The sequence below is a fragment of the Streptomyces sp. NPDC001530 genome, from assembly GCF_042894545.1.
Taxonomy (GTDB): Bacteria; Actinomycetota; Actinomycetes; order Streptomycetales; family Streptomycetaceae; genus Streptomyces.
Genome location: NZ_JBIAVS010000001.1, coordinates 18464 through 43910 on the forward strand (window position 1 = coordinate 18464; position 25447 = coordinate 43910).

The 25447-nt window shown below is 71.4% G+C and carries 18 protein-coding genes; 13 read left to right on the plus strand and 5 right to left on the minus strand.

What is annotated here, in order from left to right:
* Window positions 1-24: 24 nt before the first annotated feature.
* Entirely contained in the window at window positions 25-2010 is a 1986-nt protein-coding gene (locus tag ACFY0T_RS00095; protein WP_388863197.1) for a GTP-binding protein, read from the minus strand.
* A 247-nt stretch (window positions 2011-2257) separates the two neighbouring features.
* Between ACFY0T_RS00095 and ACFY0T_RS00100 the strand changes: the two genes are divergently transcribed.
* The 7 genes from ACFY0T_RS00100 to ACFY0T_RS00130 all read left to right on the plus strand — a co-directional run bounded on the left by ACFY0T_RS00100 (window position 2258) and on the right by ACFY0T_RS00130 (window position 9894).
* A complete protein-coding gene (locus ACFY0T_RS00100) occupies window positions 2258-2728 on the plus strand; it encodes a (2Fe-2S)-binding protein (protein WP_388863199.1) in 471 nt (156 codons plus the stop codon).
* Window positions 2725-5106 (plus strand): xanthine dehydrogenase family protein molybdopterin-binding subunit, encoded by a 2382-nt coding sequence (locus tag ACFY0T_RS00105; RefSeq protein WP_388863201.1) that lies wholly within the window; start codon window positions 2725-2727, stop codon window positions 5104-5106. Before ACFY0T_RS00100 ends, ACFY0T_RS00105 begins: the two co-directional genes overlap by 4 nt.
* Window positions 5103-5957: an FAD binding domain-containing protein gene (locus ACFY0T_RS00110; RefSeq protein ID WP_388863203.1), complete on the plus strand. Its 855-nt coding sequence runs from the start codon at window positions 5103-5105 to the stop codon at window positions 5955-5957. The genes ACFY0T_RS00105 and ACFY0T_RS00110 overlap by 4 nt, the downstream gene beginning before the upstream one ends.
* A gap of 16 nt (window positions 5958-5973) precedes the next feature.
* A complete protein-coding gene (locus tag ACFY0T_RS00115) occupies window positions 5974-6864 on the plus strand; it encodes an AAA family ATPase (RefSeq protein WP_388863205.1) in 891 nt (296 codons plus the stop codon).
* A gap of 4 nt (window positions 6865-6868) precedes the next feature.
* Window positions 6869-8008, plus strand: coding sequence for a VWA domain-containing protein (locus ACFY0T_RS00120; RefSeq protein WP_388863207.1), 1140 nt, complete (start codon window positions 6869-6871; stop codon window positions 8006-8008).
* 34 nt (window positions 8009-8042) lie between these two features.
* Window positions 8043-9161 carry an XdhC family protein gene (locus ACFY0T_RS00125; protein WP_388863209.1) on the plus strand — a complete coding sequence of 373 codons (1119 nt, stop codon included), beginning with the start codon at window positions 8043-8045 and terminating at the stop codon, window positions 9159-9161.
* Window positions 9162-9231: 70 nt separating this feature from the next.
* The gene (locus ACFY0T_RS00130) at window positions 9232-9894 is read left to right on the plus strand and encodes an SRPBCC family protein (RefSeq protein WP_388863211.1); all 663 of its coding nucleotides are present in this window, start codon (window positions 9232-9234) and stop codon (window positions 9892-9894) included.
* 5 nt (window positions 9895-9899) lie between these two features.
* Here the strand turns inward: ACFY0T_RS00130 and ACFY0T_RS00135 are convergent, their stop codons facing one another.
* The 3 genes from ACFY0T_RS00135 to ACFY0T_RS00145 all read right to left on the minus strand — a co-directional run bounded on the left by ACFY0T_RS00135 (window position 9900) and on the right by ACFY0T_RS00145 (window position 13962).
* Window positions 9900-10817 carry an aminoglycoside phosphotransferase family protein gene (locus ACFY0T_RS00135; RefSeq protein ID WP_388863213.1) on the minus strand — a complete coding sequence of 306 codons (918 nt, stop codon included), beginning with the start codon at window positions 10815-10817 and terminating at the stop codon, window positions 9900-9902.
* Between the two features lie 32 nt (window positions 10818-10849).
* Entirely contained in the window at window positions 10850-11356 is a 507-nt protein-coding gene (locus ACFY0T_RS00140; RefSeq protein WP_388863215.1) for a metallophosphoesterase family protein, read from the minus strand.
* A 173-nt stretch (window positions 11357-11529) separates the two neighbouring features.
* Entirely contained in the window at window positions 11530-13962 is a 2433-nt protein-coding gene (locus ACFY0T_RS00145; RefSeq protein WP_388863217.1) for a SpoIIE family protein phosphatase, read from the minus strand.
* A gap of 561 nt (window positions 13963-14523) precedes the next feature.
* Between ACFY0T_RS00145 and ACFY0T_RS00150 the strand changes: the two genes are divergently transcribed.
* Window positions 14524-16683 carry a SpoIIE family protein phosphatase gene (locus ACFY0T_RS00150; protein ID WP_388863219.1) on the plus strand — a complete coding sequence of 720 codons (2160 nt, stop codon included), beginning with the start codon at window positions 14524-14526 and terminating at the stop codon, window positions 16681-16683.
* A gap of 111 nt (window positions 16684-16794) precedes the next feature.
* On the opposite strand, the gene ACFY0T_RS00155 is transcribed toward ACFY0T_RS00150, so the two are convergent.
* Window positions 16795-18129, minus strand: coding sequence for a S1 family peptidase (locus tag ACFY0T_RS00155; protein ID WP_388863221.1), 1335 nt, complete (start codon window positions 18127-18129; stop codon window positions 16795-16797).
* Between the two features lie 195 nt (window positions 18130-18324).
* Here ACFY0T_RS00155 and ACFY0T_RS00160 point away from each other — a divergent pair, with 195 nt between their 5' ends.
* The 5 genes from ACFY0T_RS00160 (at window position 18325) to ACFY0T_RS00180 (ending at window position 25447) form a co-directional block, all read left to right on the plus strand.
* The gene (locus tag ACFY0T_RS00160) at window positions 18325-18738 is read left to right on the plus strand and encodes a PaaI family thioesterase (protein WP_388863223.1); all 414 of its coding nucleotides are present in this window, start codon (window positions 18325-18327) and stop codon (window positions 18736-18738) included.
* A 482-nt stretch (window positions 18739-19220) separates the two neighbouring features.
* Window positions 19221-19436 carry a type A2 lantipeptide gene (locus ACFY0T_RS00165; RefSeq protein ID WP_388863225.1) on the plus strand — a complete coding sequence of 72 codons (216 nt, stop codon included), beginning with the start codon at window positions 19221-19223 and terminating at the stop codon, window positions 19434-19436.
* 152 nt (window positions 19437-19588) lie between these two features.
* Window positions 19589-20398 carry an HlyD family efflux transporter periplasmic adaptor subunit gene (locus ACFY0T_RS00170; RefSeq protein WP_388863227.1) on the plus strand — a complete coding sequence of 270 codons (810 nt, stop codon included), beginning with the start codon at window positions 19589-19591 and terminating at the stop codon, window positions 20396-20398.
* Window positions 20395-22617 carry an NHLP family bacteriocin export ABC transporter peptidase/permease/ATPase subunit gene (locus tag ACFY0T_RS00175; protein WP_388863229.1) on the plus strand — a complete coding sequence of 741 codons (2223 nt, stop codon included), beginning with the start codon at window positions 20395-20397 and terminating at the stop codon, window positions 22615-22617. The genes ACFY0T_RS00170 and ACFY0T_RS00175 overlap by 4 nt, the downstream gene beginning before the upstream one ends.
* A gap of 1 nt (window position 22618) precedes the next feature.
* Entirely contained in the window at window positions 22619-25447 is a 2829-nt protein-coding gene (locus ACFY0T_RS00180; RefSeq protein WP_388863231.1) for an NHLP bacteriocin export ABC transporter permease/ATPase subunit, read from the plus strand.

A 25447-nucleotide genomic window follows, 5' to 3' on the forward strand; every position in this document is an offset into this window, starting at 1 on the left:
TAGGCCTCGTACACCCCATAGGTCTCAACTGCCCACCCGTCGCGTCACGTTCAGCAGGTACTCCTTCCGGTCCAGTGGATTGAGGTCGGTCCGCGACCGGTCCGGGACCGTGCCGCGCACGACAGGCGCGTAGTGGTCGAAGGCGCATTCCAGCTCGCCCTCGCCGCGCGTCAACCCTGGTAGCTGCTGCTCCAGTTCATGCACCAGGGCGACCGGGACGACCCCCTCCATCACACACGACGCGCCACGCATCTCCGTGGTCTGCGGTACGGCGCGCAGTTTCGCCAGCACGGGCAGCACCGCCGCGAGCGTGTCCGCCGGGACCTCCAGGCGGAACCGGTGCATCGGCTCGTACACCTGAGTGCCCGCCTCGCGGAGCGCGCCCATCACCACCAGCGGGGTCAGGCCCCGGAAGTCGGCGCCGGTACTGGACATGCTCTTGTCGAAACCCTGGTGGGCATGGCTCTGTCGTGGTGAATAGCCGGAGTGGGTCATGGTGACCGTGCAGTCGGTGACCTGCCACCCGTGGATTCCCTGCCCCAGCGTCTCCTTCACGGTGTCCTCTACCGCTTTGAAGAATGCGTACGGCATCGCGCCGAGTTCGACCTCCAGGCGGAATTCCACTCCGGACCCCACCGGCGCCGGATCGATGCGCAGTCCGACGGTCGCGAGAAAGGGATTGGGGTTCTTCTTGTTGAACTCGACTGCCGCGCCGGTGCCCACAGGCCGTTCGATACACAGGGGTGTCGTCTCGCGGAAGGTGACGTCGATGCCGAATTCGTCCGCCAGCGTCGCCTGGATGACCTCTTTCTGCACCTCGCCGTAGAGCGATACGGAGATCTCCTTGCGCACCTCGTCCTGCCGCAGGTTGATCAGCGGGTCCTGTTCGGCGAGCTGGGTAAGCGCGAGATGCAGGGCGCCCTTGTCGGCCGGACGGCAGGGGACGACCACGGTTTCGAGCGTCGGCGGGGAGAAATGGTGCTCGTCCGTCGGCGATTTCCGCGGTACGCCGATAGTGTCGCCGATCCGGATGTCGCCGAGCCCCCAGAGCTTGCCGATCCGCCCCGCCGCCACCGCCCCCTCCCGGACGGCCGAGCCCTGGTCGAAGACGCTGATCGCGGTGACCTTCCCCTCCTCGCCGTCACGGAAGGTCAACCGGTCGCGCGTCCGCAGTGTCCCGGAGAACATCCGCGCGTACGCGATCTTCTCCCCGGCGGGTCCGCGCTCGACCTTGAAGACGGTGCCCGAGACCGGGCCGTCGGCGTCGCCCTCGGCCGAGGGCAGCAACTCCTTGATCCCGGCGATCAGTTCCGTGATGCCCGCGCCCGTCATGGCCGAGCCGAAGAACACAGGGTGCACCAGGGCCTCGCCAGTCTGCCGCACGAGAGCGGCGCGGAGCCGGCCCCGCGACACGCGGCCCTCGACGTACGCGGCCAGCAGTTCGTCGTCGTGCTCGGCGAGCAGATCGAGGAGGGGCGCCTGCAGCACGGCGTCGTCGAAGAGGGTGAAGTGAGCGTCCCGGGTGCCCGGGTCACCCACCTGACCCATCGGGACGATCGCCGGGGTGAGCCGCGTGGAGATGCCCTCCAGCACACGGTCGTACCGCGCTCCGCCCCGGTCGATCTTGTTCACGAAGACGAGCGTGGGAATCCTCAGCCGCTGGAGCGTCCGCATCAGCACACGGGTCTGCGCCTGTACGCCCTCCACGGCCGACACGACGAGCACGGCGCCGTCGAGCACGCTGAGCACCCGCTCCACCTCGGCGATGAAGTCGGGGTGGCCGGGAGTGTCGATCAGATTGACGGTGATGTCGTCGAGCGCGAAGGAGACGACGGCGGATTTGATCGTGATGCCGCGCTGCCGCTCCAGCGCGAGGGAATCGGTCTGGGTGTTTCCGTCGTCGACGCTGCCGATCTCATCGATGACCCCGACCGTGTGCAGCAGCCGCTCGGTCAGGCTTGTCTTACCGGCGTCTACGTGCGCCAGAATCCCCAGGTTGAGCATATGCACCGGGTGTCATGTCCTTTGAAGTGGGAGTGATTCCTTCCTGGGCGGACATGAACGGTGTGCGCATTGCTGCTCCCTGATCCCGGTGGACGCGTCCCCCGTAGTGCAGCAGGCGACCGTGTCCGACGACAACGGATTAACGCTCAACAAATGCCTGCCGCAGCACTCGCCCGCCTCGGCACTCGGCCCTAGAGTGACGCACGTCACGTAAAATGGCTGATACCCCTCACCTGGCTCTCTGGGAGGGCACATGACCCGCATTTCGGTGAAGGTGGACGGAACCACATACGAGGACGAGGTCGAACCCCGCCTCCTCCTGGTGCACTACCTGCGAGACCGCCTGGGTCTGACCGGCACCCCGATCGGTTGCGACACCTCGAACTGCGGGGCCTGCACGGTCGACCTCGACGGGGAGAGCGTCAAGAGCTGCTCGGTGCTCGCCGTCCAGGCCGACGGCAGCGAAGTGACGACGGTCCAGGGGCTCGCCCAGGACGGGCAGTGGCATCCGCTGCAGACGGCCTTCCACGAGCGGCACGCTCTGCAGTGCGGCTACTGCACCCCGGGCATGATCATGGCCGCCCGGGATCTGCTCCGCGAGAACCCCGACCCGACGGCGGACGACGTACGCCAGGCCCTCGAGGGCAACCTCTGCCGGTGCACCGGCTACCAGAACATCGTGCGCGCGGTCCTGGCCGCCTCCGGGCAGGAGGTCACGACATGACCGACCAGGTCACCGAGCGCGAGGTCGGCCGCTCCCGGCCGCGCAAGGAGGACGCCCGACTCGTCACCGGCCAGACCAACTGGACGGACAACATCAGCGTCAACGGACTGCTGTACCTGGCGATCCTGCGCAGCCCCATGGCGCACGCCCGCATCGACCGGGTCGACGTGGCACCCGCACGCGAACGCCCCGGCGTGGTCGCCGCGTTCAGCGGCCGTGACCTCGCCGAAGGCCTCGGCTCGCTGCCGTGCGCCTGGCCCGTCACCGAGGACATCGTCCTGCCCGACCACCCGCCGATCGCGGTCGACGAAGTCCGCTACGCGGGCGATCCGGTGGCCGTCGTCGTGGCCCGCGACCGGTACGCGGCCGCCGACGCCCTGGAAGCCGTCGAGGTCGACTACACGCCGCTGCCCCCGGTCCTCGACCTGGAGGCCGCCCTCGCCGAGGACGCCCCGCTGGTCCACGCGGACAAGGGCACCAACCGCTGCTACGTCTGGCCCCTCGCCACCGGTGAGGACTACGGCTCGGTCCGGCAGCGCGCGGATGTGGTGCTGAAGCGCCGCTACGTCCAGCAGCGGCTCATCCCCAACGCGATGGAGCCGCGGGCGGTGGTCGTGACGCCGCTGGCCGCCTCCGGCGAGTACACCGTCTACTCCGCCACCCAGATCCCGCACATCCTGCGGATCATGCTGTCCATGGTCACCGGCGTCCCCGAGCACAAGCTGCGGGTGATCGCCCCCGACGTGGGCGGCGGCTTCGGTTCCAAGCTCCAGGTGTACGGCGAGGAGGCCCTCGCGCTCGCCGTGGCGAGGCGGCTGGGCCGCCCGGTGAAGTGGACCGAGTCGCGGTCCGAGGGGTATCTCGCCACCCATCACGGGCGCGGGATGATCCAGGACATCGAGATCGCCGCCACCAACGAGGGCAAGCTGCTCGGTCTCAAGGTCGATCTGCTGGCCGACATGGGCGCGTACCTCATGCTCGTCACGCCGGGCATCCCGATCCTGGGCGCGTTCATGTACCCGGGGATCTACAAGATGGACGCCTACGACTTCACGTGCACCGGGGTGTTCACGACCAAGACGCCCACGGACGCCTACCGCGGCGCCGGGCGCCCCGAGGCGACGTACGCCATCGAACGGATCATGGACGAGCTGGCCGTCGAACTCGGCCTGGATCCGATCGAGTTGAGGCGCCGCAACTGGATCCGTCACGAGGAGTTCCCGTACACGGCCGTCGCGGGACTGACGTACGACAGCGGCAACTACGAGGCCGCCACCGACAAGGCGCTCGCGCTCTTCGGGTATGACGAACTGCGCTCCGAGCAGCAGAAGCGCAACGAGCACGAGGACGTGGTGCGGCTCGGCATCGGTGTGTCCACGTACACCGAGATGTGCGGGCTCGCGCCGAGCCGGGTGCTGCGGGATCTGCGGTACGCGGCCGGAGGCTGGGAGGCGGCGAGCATCCGCATGCTGCCGACCGGCAAGGTCGAGGTGGTCACCGGCACCAGTCCGCACGGGCAGGGACATGTGACCTGCTGGAGCCAGATCGCCTCCGACGTGCTGGGAGTGCCGTTCGAGGACGTCGAAGTGCTGCATGGCGACACCAAGGCGGCCCCGCAGGGCATGGACACCTACGGCTCGCGCTCGCTCGTCGTCGGCGGGGCGGCCGTGCATCACGCCGCCCAGAAGGTGGTGGAGAAGGCGCGGAAGGTGGCCGCGCACCTTCTCGAAGCGAGCGAGCACGACCTGGAGTTCACGCATGGCGTGTTCTCCGTGAAGGGCTCGCCCGAGGCGCGCAAGACCATCCAGGAGATCGCCTTCGAGACGTTCTCCTCGCACGACCTTCCCGACGGCATGGAACCCACCATCAACGCCGAGCACCTGGTCGACCCGGAGAACTTCTCCTACCCGCACGGCACCCACCTGTGCGCCGTCGAGGTCGACACCGAGACCGGACGGACCACCATCCGCTCGTACGTCTGCGTCGACGACGTCGGCCGGGTCATCAACCCGATGATCGTCGAGGGACAGGTGCACGGCGGAGTCGCGCAGGGCATCGCGCAGGCGCTGTACGAGGAGGCGGTGTACGACGACGAGGGCAACCTGGTCTCCGGCACGATGGCCGACTATCTGGTGCCCTCGGCGGCCGATCTGCCCGAGTTCGTGACGGACCGCACGGAGACGCCCGCCACCTCGAACCCCTTGGGCGCCAAGGGAGTCGGCGAGTCGGGGACCATCGCCTCGACGCCCGCGGTCGTCAACGCGATCGTGGACGCGCTGCGCCCGCTGGGGGTGACCGAGCTGGCGATGCCCTGTACGCCGCAGCGGGTCTGGGAGGCCATCGAGCAGGCTCGTTCCGGAAAGGACGGCTCAGCATGATTCCCCCGGCATTCGAGTACGCCAGGCCCGCGAGCGTCGAGGAGGCCGTGCGCACCCTCGCGGACGCGGGCGAGGACGCGAAGGTGCTGGCCGGCGGGCAGAGCCTGCTGCCGCTGCTCCGGCTGCGGCTCGCCTTTCCCGAACTGCTCGTCGACGTCGGCCGCATTCCGGAGCTGCGCGGGATCCGCGAGGACGAGGGCACACTGATCATCGGCGCGATGACCTCGCACCACGACGTCATCCTCGACCCGCGGGTACGCCGGCATGCAGGGCTGCTCGCGGCGGCCACCGCGACGGTCGCCGATCCCGCCGTACGCCATCGCGGCACCCTCGGCGGATCGCTCGCGCACGCCGATCCGGCCGGTGACCTGCCCGCCGTGATCCTCGCGCTCGACGCGACGCTGATCGCGGAAGGGCCGGCGGGACGGCGCGCCATCCCGGCCCGCGAGTTCTTCGTGGACTATCTGCAGACAGCGCTGCGCCCGGACGAACTACTGGTCGAAGTGGAGATCCCGACAGTGGACAGCTGGGGTTTCCACTACGAGAAGTTCCGCCGGGTCGCGCAGGCCTGGCCCGTGGTCGGCGTGGCGGCGCTCGTGCGGCGCGACAACGGGCACATCGCCGAGGCCCGGATCGGGCTGTCGAACATGGGCTCGACGCCGCTGCGGGCCGGGGCCACCGAGGAGGCGCTCGTGGGCGCCGCGGCGCCGGGCGCGGTACAACGGGCCGCCGAGGTGGCGGCAGACGGGACGCACCCGTCGTCGGATGCGTCGGCCTCGCCCGCGTACCGCGCGCACCTGGCCCAGGTCCTGACCAAGCGGGCGGTGCTGGCCGCCGGCGGGATGGGGTGAGGAGCCCATCACCGGCATGGCCGTGGACGGCTTGAGCGGTCCGGACGAGGTACGGGCCCGCCTGGAGAAGACGGGGTACCTCGTCGACGAGGGGCTGGCCGTTGCCTGCTTCCTGGCGCTGCGGCTGCACCGGCCGATCTTCTGCGAGGGCGACGCGGGCGTGGGCAAGACCGCGCTCGCGTCCGCCCTCGCCGAGGCGACCGGCGCCCCACTGATCCGGCTGCAGTGCTACGAGGGCATCGACGCGTCCCAGGCCCTGTACGACTGGGACTTCCCACGCCAGCTCCTGCATCTGCGGGCCGCCGAAGCCGCCGGCGTCACGGACGCCGACCGGCTCGAAGGCGAGCTGTACGACCGCCGGTTCCTCATCACGCGGCCCCTCCTGCGGGCGCTGGAGACCCAGCCGTCCGTGCTGCTCGTCGACGAAGTCGACCGCGCGGACGACGAGTTCGAGGCATTCCTGCTGGAGCTGCTGTCGGAGTACTCGGTCACGATCCCCGAACTGGGCACGCTGCGCGCCGAGTCGCCACCGATCGTGGTCCTCACCTCCAACCGCACCCGCGAGGTGCACGACGCGCTGAAGCGGCGCTGTCTCTACCACTGGTTCGACCACCCCGGGTTCGCCCGCGAACTCGCCATCGTCAGACGGAGGTTGCCGGAGGTGACCGCACGGCTCGCCGAGCAGGTCACCGCGCTCGTCCAGGCCCTGCGCGCCGAGGACCTGCTCAAACCGCCCGGGGTCGCGGAGACCATCGACTGGGCGGAGGCCCTGCACGCGCTGGGCGCCACCGAGGTGGACGCCGAGCTGGCGGTGGCCACGCTGGGCTCGGTGCTGAAGTACCGGGAGGACGCGGAGCGGGCCCGGGGACTGGATCTGACGGCGATCCTTTCCAGCCGGGGGGCGTAGCGGCATGGAGCGCGAGGGAACCGTCGACGCGTCCGCCGTCCTGGTCGGGTTCGCACGAGCCCTGCGCACGGCCGGTGTCGACGCCGGGCCCGACCGCGTGCAGGCCTTCCTCGGCGCGCTCGCTCTCCTCGATCCCGGCGTGCGCTCCGAGGTGTACTGGGCCGGACGGCTCACCCTGTGCGGGAGCCAGGACGATCTCGAGCGCTACGAACGGGTCTTCGCCGCCTACTTCGGCGCGAAGGCGGACGGCGCCCCGGCGCGTTCCGTTCCCCCGCCACGGCTGCGGATGGTCGTCCGCGATGCCGGTCCCGTTCCGCGCCCGGCGACGCGGACCACGGAAGACGCCGAACCGATGCCCACGCTCGCCAGCTCCACCGACGTACTGCGCCACCGGGATGTCGCCGGGCTCACGGCGGCCGAGCGGGAGCAACTGCGGCGGCTGCTGGCCGCGTTCCGGCTGCGCGGTGAGGTGCGGCGCTCCGCGCGGCGGCACCCGGCGCGGCGCGGCAGCGTGGATCCGCGGCGTACCGTACGGGAGTTGCTGCGGCGGGGCGGTGAGCCGGCCCGGCTACGGCGGCACGCCCGGGCCGAGCGCCCGCGCCGGGTGGTGCTGCTGGTGGATGTGAGCGGCTCGATGGCCCCGTACGCGGACGCGCTGCTTCGGTTCGCGCACGCGGCCTCGCAAGGGACACCCACGGAGCACGGTCCCCGTACGGAGGTGTTCACGATCGGCACCCGGCTGACCCGGGTGACCCGCGAACTCACGCACCGCGACCCCGACACGGCCATGGCGGCGCTCGCGGCGGCGGTCCCCGACTGGCGCGGCGGCACCCGGCTCGGCGAGATGCTGCGGGGCTTCCTGGACCGCTGGGGCGGGCGGGGCATGGCGCGCGGCGCGGTGGTGGTGCTGCTCTCGGACGGCTGGGAGCGTGGCGATCCGGCCCTGCTCGCGGCCCAGATGCGACGCTTGCACCGGCTCGCGCACCGGGTGATCTGGGCCAATCCGCGCAAGGCCCGCCCCGGATACGCGCCCTTGGCCGCAGGTATGGCGGCGGCGCTGCCCAGCGTGGACGCGTTCGTCGAGGGGCACAGCCTGGCCGCGCTGGAGCGTCTGGCGGCGGTGGTGAGAGGAGCGGACCCTTGAGAGAGACGCACCCCGCGCGTGAAGGGAGCGAGCGATGCGTGACATCCTCCCGGCGCTGAACGAGTGGTACGCGGCGGGCTCCCCGTTCGGGCTCGCCACGGTGGTGGCGGTGAGCCGCAGCGCGCCCCGCGACCCGGGCGCGGCCATGGCCGTGGGCCCCGGTGACGAGGTCGTGGGCAGTGTGTCCGGCGGCTGCGTGGAGGGCGCGGTCTTCGAGCTGGCCCAGGAGGTCGTGGAATCCGGCGAGGCACGTCTGGAGACCTTCGGGTACAGCGACGAGGACGCGTTCGCCGTCGGGCTCACCTGCGGCGGCGAGATCACGCTGCTCGTGCGCCGGGTGTCCCCCGCCGACGACCCGTCCTTCGCCGCGGTGGCCGAGTCGGTGGCAGCCGGGCGCCCGGTGACGGTGGCGACGGTGATCGACGGACCGGCGCCGCTCGGCGCCACGCTCGCCGTGTGGCCGGACGAGGAGTCGGGGCTCTCCAGTGGGGTGTCTGGCTCCCTCGGGTCGAGCGGTCTGGACGTCGCCGTCACCGCCGACGCGCGCGGGGAGCTGGCCCAGGGCGCCACGATCCGGCGGCACTACGGGCCGCACGGCGAGCGCCGCGAGGACGCCGTCACCGTCTTCCTGAACTCCTTCGCGCCACCGCCGCGCATGCTCGTCTTCGGTGCGATCGACTACGCGGCGGCGGTGGCCCGCATCGGTGACTTCCTCGGCTATCGGGTCACGGTGTGCGACGCCCGCCCGGTCTTCGCCACGCCGAAACGGTTCCCGGAGGGCGTGGAGGTCGTCGTCGACTGGCCGCACCGCTATCTGAGCGGTACGACGACCGACGCGCGCAGCGTGATCTGCGTCCTCACTCATGACCCGAAGTTCGACGTGCCCCTGCTGGAGGAGGCGCTGCGCCGTCCGGCCGCGTACATCGGTGCGATGGGCAGCCGTCGTACGCACGACGACCGGATGAAACGGCTGGCCGAGGCCGGTCTGTCGGAGCGTGAACTGTCCCGGCTGCGCTCACCCGTCGGGCTCGATCTCGGGGCGCGTACGCCTGAGGAGGTGGCCGTGTCCGTCGCCGCGGAGATCGTCGCGCTGCGGTGGGGCGGCAGCGGGGCGCCCCTGACGGCGACGGGCGGGGCGATTCATCCGAGGTAGCCGAATCCAGGAGGCACCAGGGCCGCATGGTCCAGGAGGCTTCTAAAACAGCCCGATCCAGGAGGAGAAGATGGATCTGTACCACGAGTTCACGGTCCCCGTCCCGGTCCAGGACGCCTGGCGGGTGCTCCTGGACATCGAGCGGGTGGCCCCGTGCATGCCGGGCGCGACGGTCGAGGACTACGACGGCAAGACCGTGACCGGCTCGGTGAAGGTGAAGGTGGGCCCCATCACGCTGACGTACCGGGGCACCGCCGTCTTCGAGGAGCAGGACGAGGAGGCACACCGGATCGTGCTGATCGCGAGCGGCAAGGAAGCGCGCGGCCAGGGGACGGCGCGAGCCACCGTCACGGGCACGCTCAGCGAACGCGACGGCGGCACGGCCGTGTCGGTGCGCACCGATCTGACGGTGACGGGACGTCCGGCGCAGTTCGGGCGCGGCGTCATGGCGGAGGTGGGCGACAAGTTGGTCGGGCAGTTCGCCGACTGTCTGTCCGAGCGCCTCGAAGGAACCGGCGGAGTCGAAGGACCCGGCGGACTCGAGGAACCCGGCCGGCTCAAGGAATCCGAGTTGCTCAACGAGCCGACGGCTTCGGTGAGTTCCGAGGCGGAGCCGATCGACCTGTTGCGGACGGCCGGGGTACCGGTCGCCAAGCGGTTGGTGGCGGTGGTCGCCGCGGCCGCCGTGGCCGCGCTGGTGTTCTTGCGGATACGACGGCGTCGGCACCGCTGAGCCGGTCAGCCGGCCTCGTCGCGGTGGTCGGCGATCACCTGCTCCAGGTGGTGCAGCGCCGCGGTCACCCGGGCCGGGTCCTTCTGGAAGAACGGGTCGTCCGCCACGGGCAGGGATCCGGCGAGCGCCCAGCCGCGGCCGCGCGCCCATGTCGCATCGTCCAGGCCGAGCGCGGCACGGAACGCGCCGCGCGCCTGGGCGGGCAGGAACATCCACGCGGGCAGCAGATCGACGGCCGGGTCGCCCACGGCGAGCGTCCCGAAGTCGATGACCGCGCTCAACCGACCGTCGACGGCCAGCAGATTGCCGGTCGCCAGGTCGCCGTGGATCCACACCGGCGGTGCGTCCCAGGCGGGCGCCGCGAGCGCCGCCTCCCACACCTCCGTCACCGCGTCGGTGTCGACCAGGCCCTTGAGCGCCGCGATCTTGGGACGGACGCGTGCCTCGGCTGCCAGGGAGTCCCGCTCGTCGCCCATGGGCACACCGCGGAACGCGTTGCTCCACTCGGGGCCGGGACCGCCGGTGGCATCGAGCTTCTGCAGGGCGGTGATGAACTCGGCCAGCCGCACGGCCGTTTGGACCGGATCGGCCAGGCCGTCGGTCGTGGCCGTCTCCCCCTCCAGCCATCGGTAGACGGACCAGGGGAACGGGTATCCCTCCCCCGGCTCCCCCTTCGCCAGCGGTTCGGACACGGGCAGCGGCAGGTGCGGCGCGAGGCGCGGCAGCCACGTGTGCTCGCGTTCCACCTGGCCGACCCAGCGGGCGTAGCGCGGCAGGCGTACGGACAACTCGTCGCCCAGCCGGAAGGTGGCGTTGTCCATGCCCGACAACGGGACGGGTTCCAGGGGCAGTTCGGCCCACTCGGGAAACTGCGCGGCCAGCAGACGGCGTACGAGATCAGCGTCGATCGACACGCCGTCCATCTCAGCGGGAGCGGGCGGGGGCGTCCACTGAATTAGCCGGTACGCGGTGACAGCCGGTGCAGTGTCACCTCGGTCAGCCGGCCGTCCGCCACCGTCGCGGTCATGTACGTGCAGTGGGGCTGGCGGCGGCGGTCGGTCGGCGAGCCGGGGTTGAGGAGGCGCAGGCCGGTCGGCGTCGTCGTGTCCCAGGGGATGTGGCTGTGGCCGAAGACCAGGACGTCGAGGTCGGGAAAGCGTTCGGCGCAGCGGTGCTCGCGGCTCTGGGCGGCACCGGTCTCGTGGACGACTCCGAAGCGCAGGCCGCCCAGTTCGGCGCGGGCGACCTCGGGGAGGCGGGCGCGCAGTGCCGGGCCGTCGTTGTTGCCGTACACGCCGATGACCGTGTGGGAGCGGTCCTCCAGCAGGTCGAGGGTGGCGGTGTCCACCCAGTCGCCCGCGTGGATGACCACGTCGGCGAGCGGGAGTTCGGCGAGCAGCTGGGCGGGGAGTTCCTTCGCCCGCTTCGGGAGGTGGGTGTCGGACATCAGCAGCAGACGCACCCCCTCAGGGTGTCACTCCCCTCACTCCCCCACGATTTCGCGGCGGGGAACCGGGCGCGACCGCGCAACGGCGGTGGTGCGCCCCGGCGCGACCGCGCACGCCCCGGTGGTGCGCCCCAGCACGACCACGCACATGCCCCCGGTGGTGCGCCCCGGCACGACCGCGCACGCGGTCACTCCAGCAGGACGTCGCTCCACACCTGTTTCCCGCCACTCACCGGCACCGTCCCCCAGGCCGCCGACATGGCCTCGACGAGGAGGATGCCGCGGCCGCCGGTGGCCTCCCAGCCGATGCTGGTGGGCTTGACCGGCGAACGCGCCGAGTTGTCTGCGACCGAGACCCGGAACCGGTGGTTGATCAAGGTGAGGTCGAGCCTGACCTGGCCGTCGGTGTGCACGAGGGCGTTGGTGACAAGTTCGGAGACGACGAGGAGCACCGCGTCCGTGTTCTCGCTCACGTCCCAGGAGCGCATGACGCGCTTGGTGAAGCGGCGGGCGTGCCGGACCGCCTCGGGGACGCGCCAGACGGTCCAGCTCTCGCGGAGCGGACGCGTCGCCATGCCGTCGTAGCGCATCAGGAGGAGGGCCACGTCGTCGCTGCGGTTGGCGCCCACGAGCAGTCCGTCGGCCACGAGTCCGAGGTGGGCGGGATCGGAGGCGGCGAGCGCCGAGGCGAGCCGGTTCAGGCCGTCCTCGATGTCGACCTCGACGGACTCGACGAGACCGTCCGTGGTCAGGGCCACGATGGTCCCGGGCTGCAGCCGCAGCGGGCTGAGGGGGAAGTCGGCCTGGGCGATGACGCCGAGCGGCGGCCCGCCGTCCGACTCGGGGATCTCCGTACGGCCGTCCGGGTGGCGCAGCACCGGCGGCAGGTGTCCGGCGCGGACGTACCAGGCGGAACCCTCCTCCATGTCCACGTCGACGTAGCAGCAGGTGACGAAGAGGTCGGTCTCCAGGTCCGTGAGGAGACGGTTGGCGTGCGAGACCACCACGTCCGGGGGGTGCCCTTCGATGGCGTACGCGCGCAGGGCCGTGCGCATCTGGCCCATGAGGGTCGCGGCCGAGGCGCTGTGTCCCTGGACGTCGCCGATGACGAGGGCGACGTGGTTGTCGGGCAGCGGGATCACGTCGTACCAGTCGCCGCCGACCTCCAGGCCCGCCGTGGTCGGGAGATAGCGGGCGACGGCGACCGCGCCAGGCAACTGGGGCAGCCGGCGCGGGAGCAGCGTGCGCTGGAGCATGCCGATGAGTTCGTGCTCGGCGTCGAAGGCGTGGGCCCGCGTCAGGGCCTGGCCGGTCAGGCCCGCGGCCGCGGTGAGCAGGGCGCGTTCCTCGGGGCCGAAGTCGTGCGGGGTGTCCCAGCCGATCAGGCAGGCGCCGGCCATCAGTCCGCCGGCGGGCAGCGGAAGGACCGCGAGGCCGCCGGGGCCGACGTCGGCGAGCGCCGGCTCCAGGGGCGCCCCGGCGGGCCAGATGGCGGGGCGCCCCTCGCCGAGGGCCGCGGCGAGCGTCGGCATGGCGCGGACGGGCGCGTCCGGCCACTCCGAGCGCCATTCGGTGCGCCACAGCTCGGGCCAGGCCTCGGGCTCGGGCGGGTCGAGGACGGTGACGACGAGACGGTCGCCCTCCAGTCCGGCGAGGGCGATCCGGTCGGCCTGGAGGGGCTTACGCAGGGCCGCGACCACGGCCCGGCCGACGTCGCGGACGGTGCCCGCGCTGGCCAGGGCCGTAGCAAGCCGCTGGACGCGGGCCACGTCGTTGACGCCGGAGCGCAGCTTCGAGGCGTCGGAGACCGTGCCCACGAGTCGCGCCGGACGGCCTTCGCCGCCGGGCAGCAGGCGGGCGCGCAGCCGCAGCCAGCGCTGCCCGCCGGAAGGCTGGAGAATCCGGAACTCCAGCTCGCGGTCGCCGATGGCCAGGGGGTCCGGCTCCACGGCGGACATGAGCGAGGGCAGGTCCTCCGGCACGGTCATCGACAGCAGCGTCTCCACCTTGCCGTCGAAGTCGTCCGGGCTCAGGCCGAACAGTTCCAGCACCTCGTCGGCGACCTCGACGTGCCCGGTGTCCATGGCGAGGCTGAAGGAGCTGGCGGGCAGGGACTCGGTGTCCTCGGCCGTGGCGGGCGGCGGGCAGACGACGGCCTCGGCAAGCAGGCCCAGGTACTCGCGGTCCTCGGAGCCGAAGCCGTCCGGGTGCTCGCTGACGGCGACCAGGCAGCCGTCGTCCCGCAGTGGCAGCACGGCCAGCGAGAAGTCCTGGGACGGCAGTCGCCGGGCGTCCGCGCAGCGGGCGACCTCCTGCGGGCCGAGCCAGAGCGGCCGGCCCGACCGGTGGACGTCCACCGCGGGGGACCCGCCGGAGAGGGGGTAGCTGTCGCGCAGCCCGTACAGCGTCCTCGGCATTCCGGTGGACTCGGCCAGGTGCAGTTCGTCGCCGCTCTCGCTCGATGAGTACACGGCCGTGAGGGTGGCGCTGGTGAAGACGAGGCCCTGTTCGAGGACGCGGCGCAGTCGCTCGCGCGGGTCCAGGTCCGTGGCGATCGCCTTGAGGGCAAGTTCGGCACGCAGCGTTCTCGTTCTGCGTTCCGCAGCGCCCTCACTGACCACGTCCGCAATTACAGCGCTTCCGGGACGCTCGCGCAGCCCCTGTGACCGTTCCGAGGCCGCCGGGCCTGCGACGAAGCACGGCGTCCGGACGCCGCGAGCGGGATGCCCGGGTTGTCCGCCACCCTGCCGTCGGGCTCGCTGCGCGGCTGGCGACACCCGGGCGCCACACAGGTTGTCGCAGGCCGTGTCTGCCTCCCGCGCCGTCCACGCCGTCCGAACGCTGCAGGCGATGCCCGGGCCGCCTCCACCCGCCGTCCAGCTCCCGCTTGCGCGACACCCGGGCGCCACACGGAACCTCGCAGGCCGTGTCCACCCACCCACCGTCCAGCTCGCCGCGCGGCCCACGCCATCCGGACGCTGCGCGCGATACCCGCCGGCCCCACCCGCCGTCCAGCTCCTGGACGCGGCTGACGCGACGTCCGGACGCTGCGCGCGATACCCGGGCCGTCCCCGCGCCGCCGAACTGCTCGCGGCGCGGTCGGCGGGTCGGCTCGCCGTGCGGGACGGGCCGCCAAGAGAGAGCCTTGACCCCTGGGATCCGTCGCGCGGCCCTGCGAGGAGGTGGTCGGCGTGCCCGACTGGCAGCGGTCCGCGCAGGCGCCGGCGAGTCGACCGGCGCCCGTCGGACGGCCGCTGCTGTCGCTGACGCTGGCCGCGATGCTGGACGACGTCCACGCGCACTCCGGCGCGGTGTATCTGCTGGCGTCCGGCGAGCCGGTCCTGGAGATGGCGGTCATGGCGGGGCTGCCCAGGGCCTTCGCCGCGCCGTGGGAGCGGGTGGGGCTGAGCGCGTCGATCCCGGTCGCCGAGGCGGTACGGGAGCGCCGGCTGATCTGGGTCAGCGGCGAGGAGGAGATGGCCCGCCGCTATCCCCGGATCGCCGTGGTGCTGCCCTATCCCTTCGCGCTGGCCGCGCTCCCGGTGGCGACCGAGAACACGGCGTACGGCGCCGTCTTCGTGACCTGGCCCGGCTCCCATCCGCCGGAGCTGTCCGACCGGGAACGCGACCATCTCACCGCCGCGTGCGACCGGCTTGCGCTGCGGCTGGAGCGGGCGGCCGAGCAGCACCGTCCGATCCACCCCGAGCCGGATCTCCTGGCGCCGGCCTCCGAGGCGACCGTGCCCGGAACGCTCGGCACGATGGAGGCGGCCCGGATGGTGGCGCGGCTGCCGTACGGACTGTGCGCGATGGATCTGAACGGTCGGGTCAGCTTCGCCAACGCGGCGACGGCCGAGCTGCTCGGCATCCCGGTCAGCGGCCTGCTGGGCACCCAGCTGTGGGCGTCCGTGCCCTGGCTGAACGACCCGGTCTACGAGGACCGCTACCGTGCCGCGCTGATCAGCCAGCAAGTGACGTCGTTCGTGGCGCTGCGGCCGCCCGGCGAGTGGCTGTCGTTCCGCCTGTATCCCAGTACGAGCGGGCTGAGCGTGCGCATCTCCCGGGCCCGGGCGGTGTCCGAGATGACCCGCGCCGAGCCGCGGCAGGGCGACGACACCACCCCGCGCCTGGTGACGATCTCCCATGTGCTGAGCCTGGCGAGCGCGCTCACGGAGGCGGCGGGCGTGCAGGACGTGGTGCAGCTGGTCGCGGACGAGATCGCGCCCGCGGTCGGCAGCCAGGCCCTGGTCATCCTCGGCACCCGGGCCGGACGCCTCCATGTGCTCGGGCATCGGGGCTATCCGGACGCCCACGTCGTGGAGCGCTTCGACGGGCTGCCGCTCAGTGCGCACACCCCGGGGGCCCAGGCGCTGAACAGCGGTGTTCCCGCCTTCTTCGACTCCCGTCAGCATCTGGAGCACCTCTATCCGGCCCGCAGCGCGACACCCGACGGCATGGCTGCGTGGGCGTACCTGCCGCTCATCGCGTCCGGGCATCCGGTGGGCACCTGTGTGCTCGCCTACGCGCAGCCGCACATCTTCCCCGCGGACGAGCGCGCCGTGCTCACGAGCCTGGGCGGGCTGATCGCGCAGGCGCTGGAGCGGGCCCTCCTCTACGACGCCAAACTCCAGCTGGCGCACGGTCTGCAGGCCGCGTTGCTCCCGCACTCCCTGCCGTCGTTGTCTTCGATCGAGGCGGCCGCGCGCTATCTCCCGGCCACGCGGGGCATGGAGATCGGCGGGGACTTCTACGACCTCGTGTCCTCGCACGGCCGGGCCGTGGCGGTGATCGGCGACGTTCAGGGTCACAACGTGACGGCGGCGGGCCTGATGGGGCAGCTGCGTACCGCCGTCCGCGCGTACACGACCGTCGGTCAGGCGCCGGAGGAGGTGATGCGGAGCACCAACCGGCTGCTGATCGACCTGGGCACCGACCTCTTCGCCAGCTGTCTGTATCTGCGCCTCGACCCCGCGCGCGAGGTGGCCGTCATGGCGCGCGCGGGACACCCGCCGCCCCTGTTGCGGCGGCCGGACGGCAAGGTCCGGGTGCTCGACCTTGCGGGCGGGCCGCTGCTCGGGATCGACGCGTCGGCCACGTATCCGACGACCGAGGTGCCCTTCGTCCCCGGGTCCGTGCTCGCCCTCTACACCGACGGTCTGATCGAGTCCCCCGGCGTCGACATCGAGGAGGCCCTCGCGAACCTGGGGCGGCGGCTCGCCGAGACCGGCGACCAGCCCCTGGACGAGCTCGCCGACAGCCTCGTACAGCATGGCGAGACGGAGACACCGGAGCGGCTCGACGATGTCGCGCTGCTCCTGCTGCGGGCGCGGGCACGCGACTGACGCGTGCCCGTACGCGGAGCGGTCCGGCCCTCCCGCCGGAGAGCCGGACCCTTCCACTGCCGACCGGGACCGCTGTTCCGCGGCCGGGTCAGTGGCTCTTGGTGACCGACGTCAGGGGGTGGTCACCAGGCCCGAGCCGTCGTCCACGCCGGTGCCGGACTGGTCGCCCGCGGCGCCCGACTGGTCGTCGGCGCCACCGGCCTGGTCACCCGCACCGCCGGCCTGGTCACCGGCGTCCGCCGGGTCGCTCGCCGTGGCGCTCGGGTCCACCGCGTCCCCGGCACCGGCGTCCCCGGCCCCCGCGTCTCCGGCTCCGGCGTCGCCGGCCCCGGCGTCTCCCGCGCCGAGCGTCGCGCCGACCGCTGCCAGCGCGGTCGTGACAGGCTGGAAGAAGGTCTCGCCGCCGTTGGTGCAGTCGCCGCTGCCGCCCGAGGTCAGGCCGATCGCGCTGCCGTCCTGGGTGAACAGGGAGCCACCGCTGTCGCCGGGTTCGGCGCAGACGTCGGTCTGGATGAGGCCGGTGACCGTGCCCTCCGGGTAGTTGACGGTGGCGTCGAGTCCGGTGACGTTGCCGTCGTTCAGACCGGTGGTGCTGCCCATCCGGAAGACCTGCTGGCCCACGGCGGCGTCGGCGGCCTGGTTGATCGTGACGGTCTGGCCGTTGCCGACGTTGACCACGCTGTTGGTCTGGGTGTTCGGGTCGTCGTACTTGACGAGGGCGAAGTCGCCGTCGCCGGGGAAGGTGGCCTGGTCGACGGTGGCGATCGGCGCGCCGTCCTGCGAGTCCGACCACTGGGCGGCCGCGACACCGCAGTGGCCCGCGGTGAGGAAGGCGGGGCTGCCGTCGCCCGCGGTGACGTTGAAGCCGAGCGAACAGCGGGCGCCGCCGCCGAAGATGGCGTCGCCACCATCGACGAAGGTCTTGAAGGTGCCCGCGGACTTCTTGATGGTCGCCACGTCCGAGCCGAGGCTCTTGACGGTCGACTCCAGCCTGTCCCACTTGGTGCCCGTGACGGTGGAGTCGGCGGTGACGCGGATCTCGTTGGTCTTCGGGTCGACGGCCCACGCCGTGCCCGGGATCGTCGCGTCCGTCTTCAGCGTCTTGGCGGCGGCCTTGAGCTCGGAGGTGCTGTTCTGCACCTCGTTGGCGACCGCTCCGGCCTTCTCGATCTGGTTGACAACGTTGCTGTCGTTGCCGACGACGTTGATGATGAGCTGCTGCTTGCCGGCGTCGTAGTAGGAACCGGCGAAGGCGTCACCCAACTGGGAGGCGAGCTGCGAGGCGACGTCCGCGACATCGGCCGCCTTGAACGTCTTCGGGGTGGCGTCGTCCGCGTTCGTCTGGGACGCGTTGGCATTGGGCAGCAGAAGTGCCGCCGCTCCGAGCGCCGCCACGCTTCCTGCCGCGAGGGCGGCCTTGCGCTTGGGTATCCGTTTGTGACTCAACTCTTGACCTCCTGGGGACGGGGTCGATGCCGCCGTCCGGCAGCTGACTGGGGGGCGCCTGGATGGTTGTTGATACGCGTGAGCCACGTGGGTTGTTCAACTGCCTTTAAGAAAGGCAGGAGTTACCTCGCCGAAAGGCATGGATTACGAGGCAATCACGCCTTTCCGCCGAGCGACCGGGGAACAATGCCTCGTATGACACTGAACCTCGCCGAAGCCGACAAGATCCTCGCCGACCACTTCGCCCCCTGGGTGCTCGACCTCGGCCTGTCCGTGGCGGAGTTGACCGACCGCCGGGCGGTCCTGCGGCTGCCGTGGTCCGCGCGGCTCTCCCGGGAGGGCGGTTCCCTGTCGGGGCAGGCTCTGATGGCCGCGGCCGACACGGCGACCGTGATCGCGGTGTCGGCGGCGCGCGGCGGCTTCGTCCCGATGACCACGGTCCAGCAGTCCACCAGTTTCCAGCGGGCGGTGACGGACGCGGACGTGCTGGTGGAGGCGGTCCTCACCAAGGTGGGCCGCCGTATGGCCTTCGCGGACATCACGATGACCGCCGAAGGGACAACGGAGATCGCGGCACGGGCCAACACGGTGTACGCGCTTCTGGGTTGACGGGCGCGCAGCGTCCGGATCGGGTGACACAGTCCGCTGCCGCTCGGTAACAGTCCGTCTCCGGCCAAGAACGGAATCCCGGCTTCAGCGAATCTGCACATCGAATACGCAAGCAAGCCACCGCGCGTGAGGGATCTGCACAGTCGCGCGCCCCCCTCCGCGCCATTGGGACGGGACTGTCCCATTCGGTCCGGGAGCGGCAAGAGCGCGCACGAACCGATGCCGTGCAGCATGTGAAGAACTCGCCGTCGAGACGTGTGCGCACCTGCACGGTTGGACGGCCGAAGCGCTCAAGTGCCCTGGTGAGGGCCCTGGTTGATTGGAAGCGCGCCACGCGGGCGTGCTTTGATCCGTTGCACTGCGGAGGTCGCGCCAAGGCTCCCGGAAACGGGTTGCCGCGCCCCGCGGTGGCGGCCGTCATCTGTCCCCAGAGGGGGCCGCTCTCCCCCTTATGAAATATCCAGACGAAGGGAAGTTCCATCATGAACTCCACCCCCCGTGTTGAGACCGCCGAGATCTCGGACGCCGACCTCGACAACGTCTCCGGCGGCCTGTCGCTGAACTCTGTTGGCACCGTCACCGACCTGGTCGACGGCGTTGCCCCGGTCTCCGGCCTCGTGGGCACGGCCGTCGGCACCGTCGAGGGTGTGACCGGCCTGAACACCGCCCCGGTCACCGGCCTGGTTGCCGGTCTCTGATCGCATTTCATGCCGTTGAGTCCCGGAACCGCTTCCCGGTTCCGGGACTCTCGGATGCCCCCCCTTTTTGAGGCTCGGTTCGCCTCCGGGGCGCGCCCCTTCGGCTCACTCGCCGACCCCGTTCTTATGTCGTCGCAGGTGAGGGAAGTCCCGTGCAGTTTCGCCAACAGGCCCTCGCCAAGCTGCAGTCGCCCGAAGAGCTCGACCTTCCGGTGCGCTTCGCCCGCCCCCAGGGCTGGCTCGTCCTGTCCGTGACGGTTGTCGTCATGGCGGCCGCGTCGGTGTGGGCGGTGACGGGAACCGTCGCGTCCACGGTCAGCGCACCCGCCATCCTCACGCACGGGGAGGGCAGTTACGTTCTGCAGAGCCCTGTCGCCGGGCAGGTCACCGCGGTCCTCGCCAAGGAGGGCGAGCGCCTGGCCGCGAACGCCCCCGTACTCAAAGTCCGTACGGCGCAAGGCGAAACGGCCGTCGTCCGCACCGTCGCCGCGGGCCGCATCACCGCGCTCGCCGCCACCATCGGCGCGATCATCTCGACCGGCGCGAACGTCGCGGCCGTGGAGAAGGTCGCCCACGCCGACGATCCGCTGTACGCGACGGTGTATGTCCCCGCCGAGAACGCCTCCACGATTCCCGCGAACGCCGCCGTCGACCTCACCGTCCAGTCGGTGCCGACCCAGCAGTACGGGGTGCTGCGCGGCCATGTGAAGGCGGTCGACCGGACGGTGCAGACCCAGCAGCAGATCGCGTCCTTCCTGGGCGACAGCCAGCTGGGCGAGCAGTTCACCAAGAAGGGCAGGCCGGTGGCCGTCCTCGTCCGTCTCGACCGCTCGTCCGACACGAAGAGCGGTCTCAAGTGGTCCTCGGCGGACGGTCCGCCGTTCGCGCTCACCTCCATGACCCTGGCCACGGGTTCGATCCGCCTGGCCGATCAGCGCCCCATCGATTGGCTGCTGCCGTGACCGCCGTACAGGACACCCGGGGCAGGCGCCGCGCCGCCCCGCCGAAGCGCACGGTCCCCAAGGGCCGGGGCAAGACCGTCCGCACCCCCACGGTGCTCCAGATGGAGGCCGTGGAGTGCGGCGCGGCCTCGCTCGCCATGGTGCTCGGCCACTACGGGCGGCACATTCCGCTCGAAGAGCTGCGTATCGCGTGCGGTGTCTCGCGGGACGGCTCGCGCGCCAGCAACCTTCTGAAGGCGGCGCGCAGTTACGGTCTGACGGCCAAGGGCATGCAGATGGACACGGCCGCGCTCGCCGAGGTGAGGGCGCCCGCGATCCTGTTCTGGGAGTTCAACCACTACGTCGTGTACGACGGCATGGGGCGCCGTTTCGGACGGCGCGGCGTGCACATCAACGACCCCGGCAAGGGCCGGCGTTTCGTGCCGATGGAGGACTTCGACACCAGCTTCACCGGTGTGGTCCTGGTCATGGAGCCGGGGCCGGACTTCCGCAAGGGCGGTCGCAAGCCCGGGGTGCTGGGTGCCATGCCGGCCCGGCTGCGCGGGACTTCGGGGACGATGCCCGCGGCCGTACTGGCGAGTCTGCTGCTGGTGGCGGTCGGCGCGGCGGTGCCCGCGCTCAGCCGGACGTACATCGACCAGTATCTGATCGGCGGTCAGAGCTCACTGCTCGGCGTGCTGTTCGCGTCGATGGGCGCCTCCGTGCTGCTTACGGTGGTGCTGACCTGGTTGCAGCAGGCGAATCTGCTGCGCGGCCGCATCATCTCCTCCACGCTCAGCAGCGCGCGCTTCCTGCGGCATCTGCTGCGGCTGCCGGTCACCTTCTTCTCCCAGCGCAGCCCGGCCGACCTGGTGCAGCGGCTCCAGTCGAACGACGCGGTGGCCGAGACCCTGGCCCGCGATCTCGCGGCGGCCGGTGTGGACGCGATCGTGGTCGTGCTCTACGCGGTGCTGCTCTACACCTACGACCCGCAGCTCACCGCCGTGGGCATCGGCGTCGCGCTGCTCAACGTGGTGGCCATGCGGGTGGTGATCCGGCTGCGCGCGACCCGCACCGCGAAGCTGCGCGCGGACACCGCCCGGCTCACCAACACCGCCTACACCGGCCTCCAGTTGATCGAGACGATGAAGGCCACCGGCGGCGAGGACGGCTACTTCCGCAAGTGGGCGGGGCAGCACGCCACCACGCTGGAGGAGCAGCAGCGCCTCGGCGTGCCGAGCGCCTGGCTGGGCGTAGTCGCGCCGACGCTCGCGACGCTCAACTCCGCGCTGATCCTGTGGATCGGCGGTCTGCGCGCGGTCGAGGGCCACATCTCGGTGGGTCTGCTGGTCGCCTTCCAGGCCCTCGTCACCCGCTTCACCGCACCGATCACCCGGCTCAACGGTGTCGCGGGCCGCATCCAGGACTTCGCCGCCGACGTCGCCCGCCTCAAGGACGTCGAGAACTTCCAGGCCGACCCGCTCTACGCCCGCTCCGGCACCGGCGAGTCCACCCGCCGGCTGCACGGCCATGTCGAGCTGGAGAACATCACGTTCGGCTACAGCCCGCTCGACAAGCCCCTGCTCACCGGCTTCTCGCTGACGGTCGGCCCGGGCCAGCAGGTCGCGCTGGTCGGCGGCTCGGGAAGCGGCAAGTCGACGGTGTCCCGGCTGATTTCGGGCCTGTACGCCCCGTGGGAGGGCACGATCCGTATCGACGGGCAGCGTCTGGAGGACATCCCGCGCGGTGCGCTCGCGGCCTCCGTGTCCTTCGTCGACCAGGACGTCTTCCTCTTCGAGGGAACGGTCCGCGACAACATCGCGCTCTGGGACCCGTCGATCCCGGACGACGCCGTGATCGCGGCGCTGGAGGACGCGGCCCTGTACGACGTGGTGATGCGCCGCCCCGGCGGCATCCACAGCCGGGTCGAACAGGACGGGCGCAACTTCTCCGGCGGCCAGCGTCAACGTCTGGAGATCGCCCGGGCGTTGGTGCGCCGGCCCAGCATCCTGGTGCTCGACGAGGTGACCAGCGCGCTGGACGCGGAGACCGAGCAGACCGTCATCGACAACCTGCGCAAGCGCGGCTGCGCCTGTGTGGTGATCGCGCACCGGCTCAGCACGGTGCGCGACAGCGACGAGATCGTCGTACTTCAGCACGGCACGATCGTGGAACGCGGGCGGCACGACGCCCTGGTGGCGGCCGGCGGTCCGTACGCCGAGCTGGTCAAGGAGCGATGAGATGACCACGGTTCACGAGGGCGTTCACGAGGGAGACCTCGTCCTCGGCGCGCTCGGCGGCATGGGTACGCCGATCGACTGCTCCGGCTTCAACCGCCTGGACCTGGAAGGCCCGCAGGTCCTCTGGCTCGTCGCGGCGGGCGCCATGGACCTGTTCGCCGTCGACGCCGTCCAGCAGGGCCACTGGCACCACCTCGGCCGCCTCGAACCGGGCTCGCTGCTGCTCGGCCCGGTGGCCGGGCCCCAACACACCCTCGTCGGGCGGCCGTTGCGCGACTGCGTGGTGCACCGGATCGTGCTGCGCGAGCTGTACCAGCCGGTCAACACCGAGACCTGGTCGTACGACGAGTACGGCAACCCCCAGTACGTACCGCCGACGTCGAGCCCGCTGGAGTACGCCCTCGCCCTCGGCGTCGGCCGCAGCCTCTCCATCCTCTTCCAGGCGCCGATGGCCACGGAGAACGCCGCCGCGCTCACGGACGACGACGTCTTCTGGATGCAGGTGCCGCCCGGCAGCGTCCAGTACGGCTCCCTGTACGGCGCCGAAGCGGCCGCCGACCTGCTGATGGACCCCGGTGTCTGGCAGAGCATGGTCGACCAGCAATACCGCTTGCTGACCACGCTCGACCGCTGGATCGAGCAGCTGGAGGCCAGCCACGAGGACCGTACGGCGGCGGGCATCAAGGCGGGCGAGGCGGTCCGCGCCCAGGCCGACCGTACGCTGCTCGCCTCCATCGGCAAGTCGTCGGCGAAGCGCCCGACCGCGGCCGACACGGACGCCACGTACGCGGCCTGCAAGCTGGTCGCCCGCGAGGCCGGGATCACCCTCGCGGAGCCCGCGCAGAGCGGGACGGAGAGCGACCGGCTCGACCCGGTCGAACGGATCGCGCTCGCCTCGCGCGTCCGCACCCGTGCCGTACGCCTGGACGGGCGCTGGTGGCGCGACAACATCGGTCCGCTGATCGGTCACCGGGCCGTGTCCGGCGCGCCGGTCGCGCTGCTGTGGCGGCGCGGTGGGTATGTGGCCTTGCAGCCGTCCTCCGGGCGGGAGACACCGATCGAGAAGGCCAACGCGGCGGAGTTCGAGCCGCGAGCCGTGATGTTCTACCGTCCGCTGCCCGAGCGGAAGTTGAGCCCCCTGCGGCTGCTGCGGTTCTGTCTCCGGGGCACGGGCGGCGATCTGCGCAACCTCGCGATCAGCGGCCTGGTGACGGTCGCGATCGGCGCGCTGGTGCCGATCGCCACCGGCAAGGTGCTCGGCGAGTACGTGCCGAAGGCCCAGCACGGCCTCATCGTGCAGGTCTGTCTCGCCCTCATGATCACCAGCGTCGTGTCGGCGGCGTTCACGCTGCTGCAGAACCTCACGATGCTGCGGATGGAGGGGCGGATCGAGGCGACACTCCAACCGGCCGTCTGGGACCGGCTGCTCAGGCTGCCGACCAAGTTCTTCACCTCGCGCTCGACCGGTGAACTCGCCAGTGCCGCCATGGGCATCAGCGCGATCCGCCGGCTCCTCGCGGGCGTCGGCCCGACGGTCGCGCAGGCGGGCACGGTCGGCGCGATGAACCTGGGGCTGGTGCTCTGGTACAGCGTGCCGATGGCGCTCGCCGCGATCGGCATGCTCGTCGTCATCGCGGCCGTGTTCCTGGGCCTCGGCCTGTGGCAGGTGCGCTGGCAGCGACGGCTGGTCGTGCTCAGCAACAAGCTGAACAACCAGGCGTTCCAGACCCTGCGCGGGCTGCCCAAACTGCGGGTCGCGGCGGCCGAGAACTACGCGTACGCCGCCTGGGCGAGCGAGTTCGCGCGCAGCCGTGAGCTCCAGCAGAAGGTCGGCCGCATCAAGAACCTCACCACCGTGCTGGGCGCGGTGTATCTGCCGCTGTGCTCCCTGCTGACCTTCATGCTGCTGGCAGGCCCGGCGCGCGGTTCGCTGTCGGCCGCGGACTTCCTCACCTTCAACACGGCGATGACGATGCTGCTGACCTCGGTCACCCAGATCACCGGCGCGTTCGTCTCGGCGGCGGCCGCGCTGCCGATGTTCGAGGAGATCAAGCCGGTGCTCGACGCGACTCCCGAGGTGCGCGTGGCCAGCACCCGCCCGGGCGTCCTCTCCGGGGGCATCGAGGCCCGACGGCTCTCGTTCCGGTACGCCGACGACGGCCCGCTCGTCCTCGACGACGTGTCGTTCGACATCAGGCCGGGCGAGTTCGTGGCGATCGTCGGCCCCAGTGGCTGCGGCAAGTCCACGCTGCTGCGGCTGCTGATCGGCTTCGACAAGCCGGTCTCGGGCAGTGTGCTGTACGACGGCCAGGATCTGGCGGCCCTCGACCAGTCCGCCGTACGCCGTCAGTGCGGTGTCGTACTCCAGCACGCACAGCCGTTCACCGGCTCGATCCTGGACTGCATCTGCGGCACCGAGCCGTACACGCCCGAGGAGGCGATGGCGGCGGCCGAAATGGCGGGCCTCGCCGAGGACATCAAGCGGATGCCGATGGGGCTGCACACGATCGTCTCCGGCAGCGGCGCGATCTCCGGCGGCCAGCGCCAGCGTCTGATGATCGCGGCGGCGCTGATCCGCCGCCCGCGCATCCTCTTCTTCGACGAGGCCACCAGCGCCCTGGACAACGAGACACAGCGCACGGTCATCGAGAGCACCCGGGCGCTGAACGCCACCCGGGTCGTGATCGCGCACCGTCTGTCCACGGTCATGGACGCGGACCGCGTCATCGTGATGGAGGACGGCCGGGTCGCCCAGCAGGGCCCGCCCGCGCAGCTTCTGGCGGACACGGGCGGGCGGCTGCACGAGCTGGTGCGGCGCCAGATGCAGTAG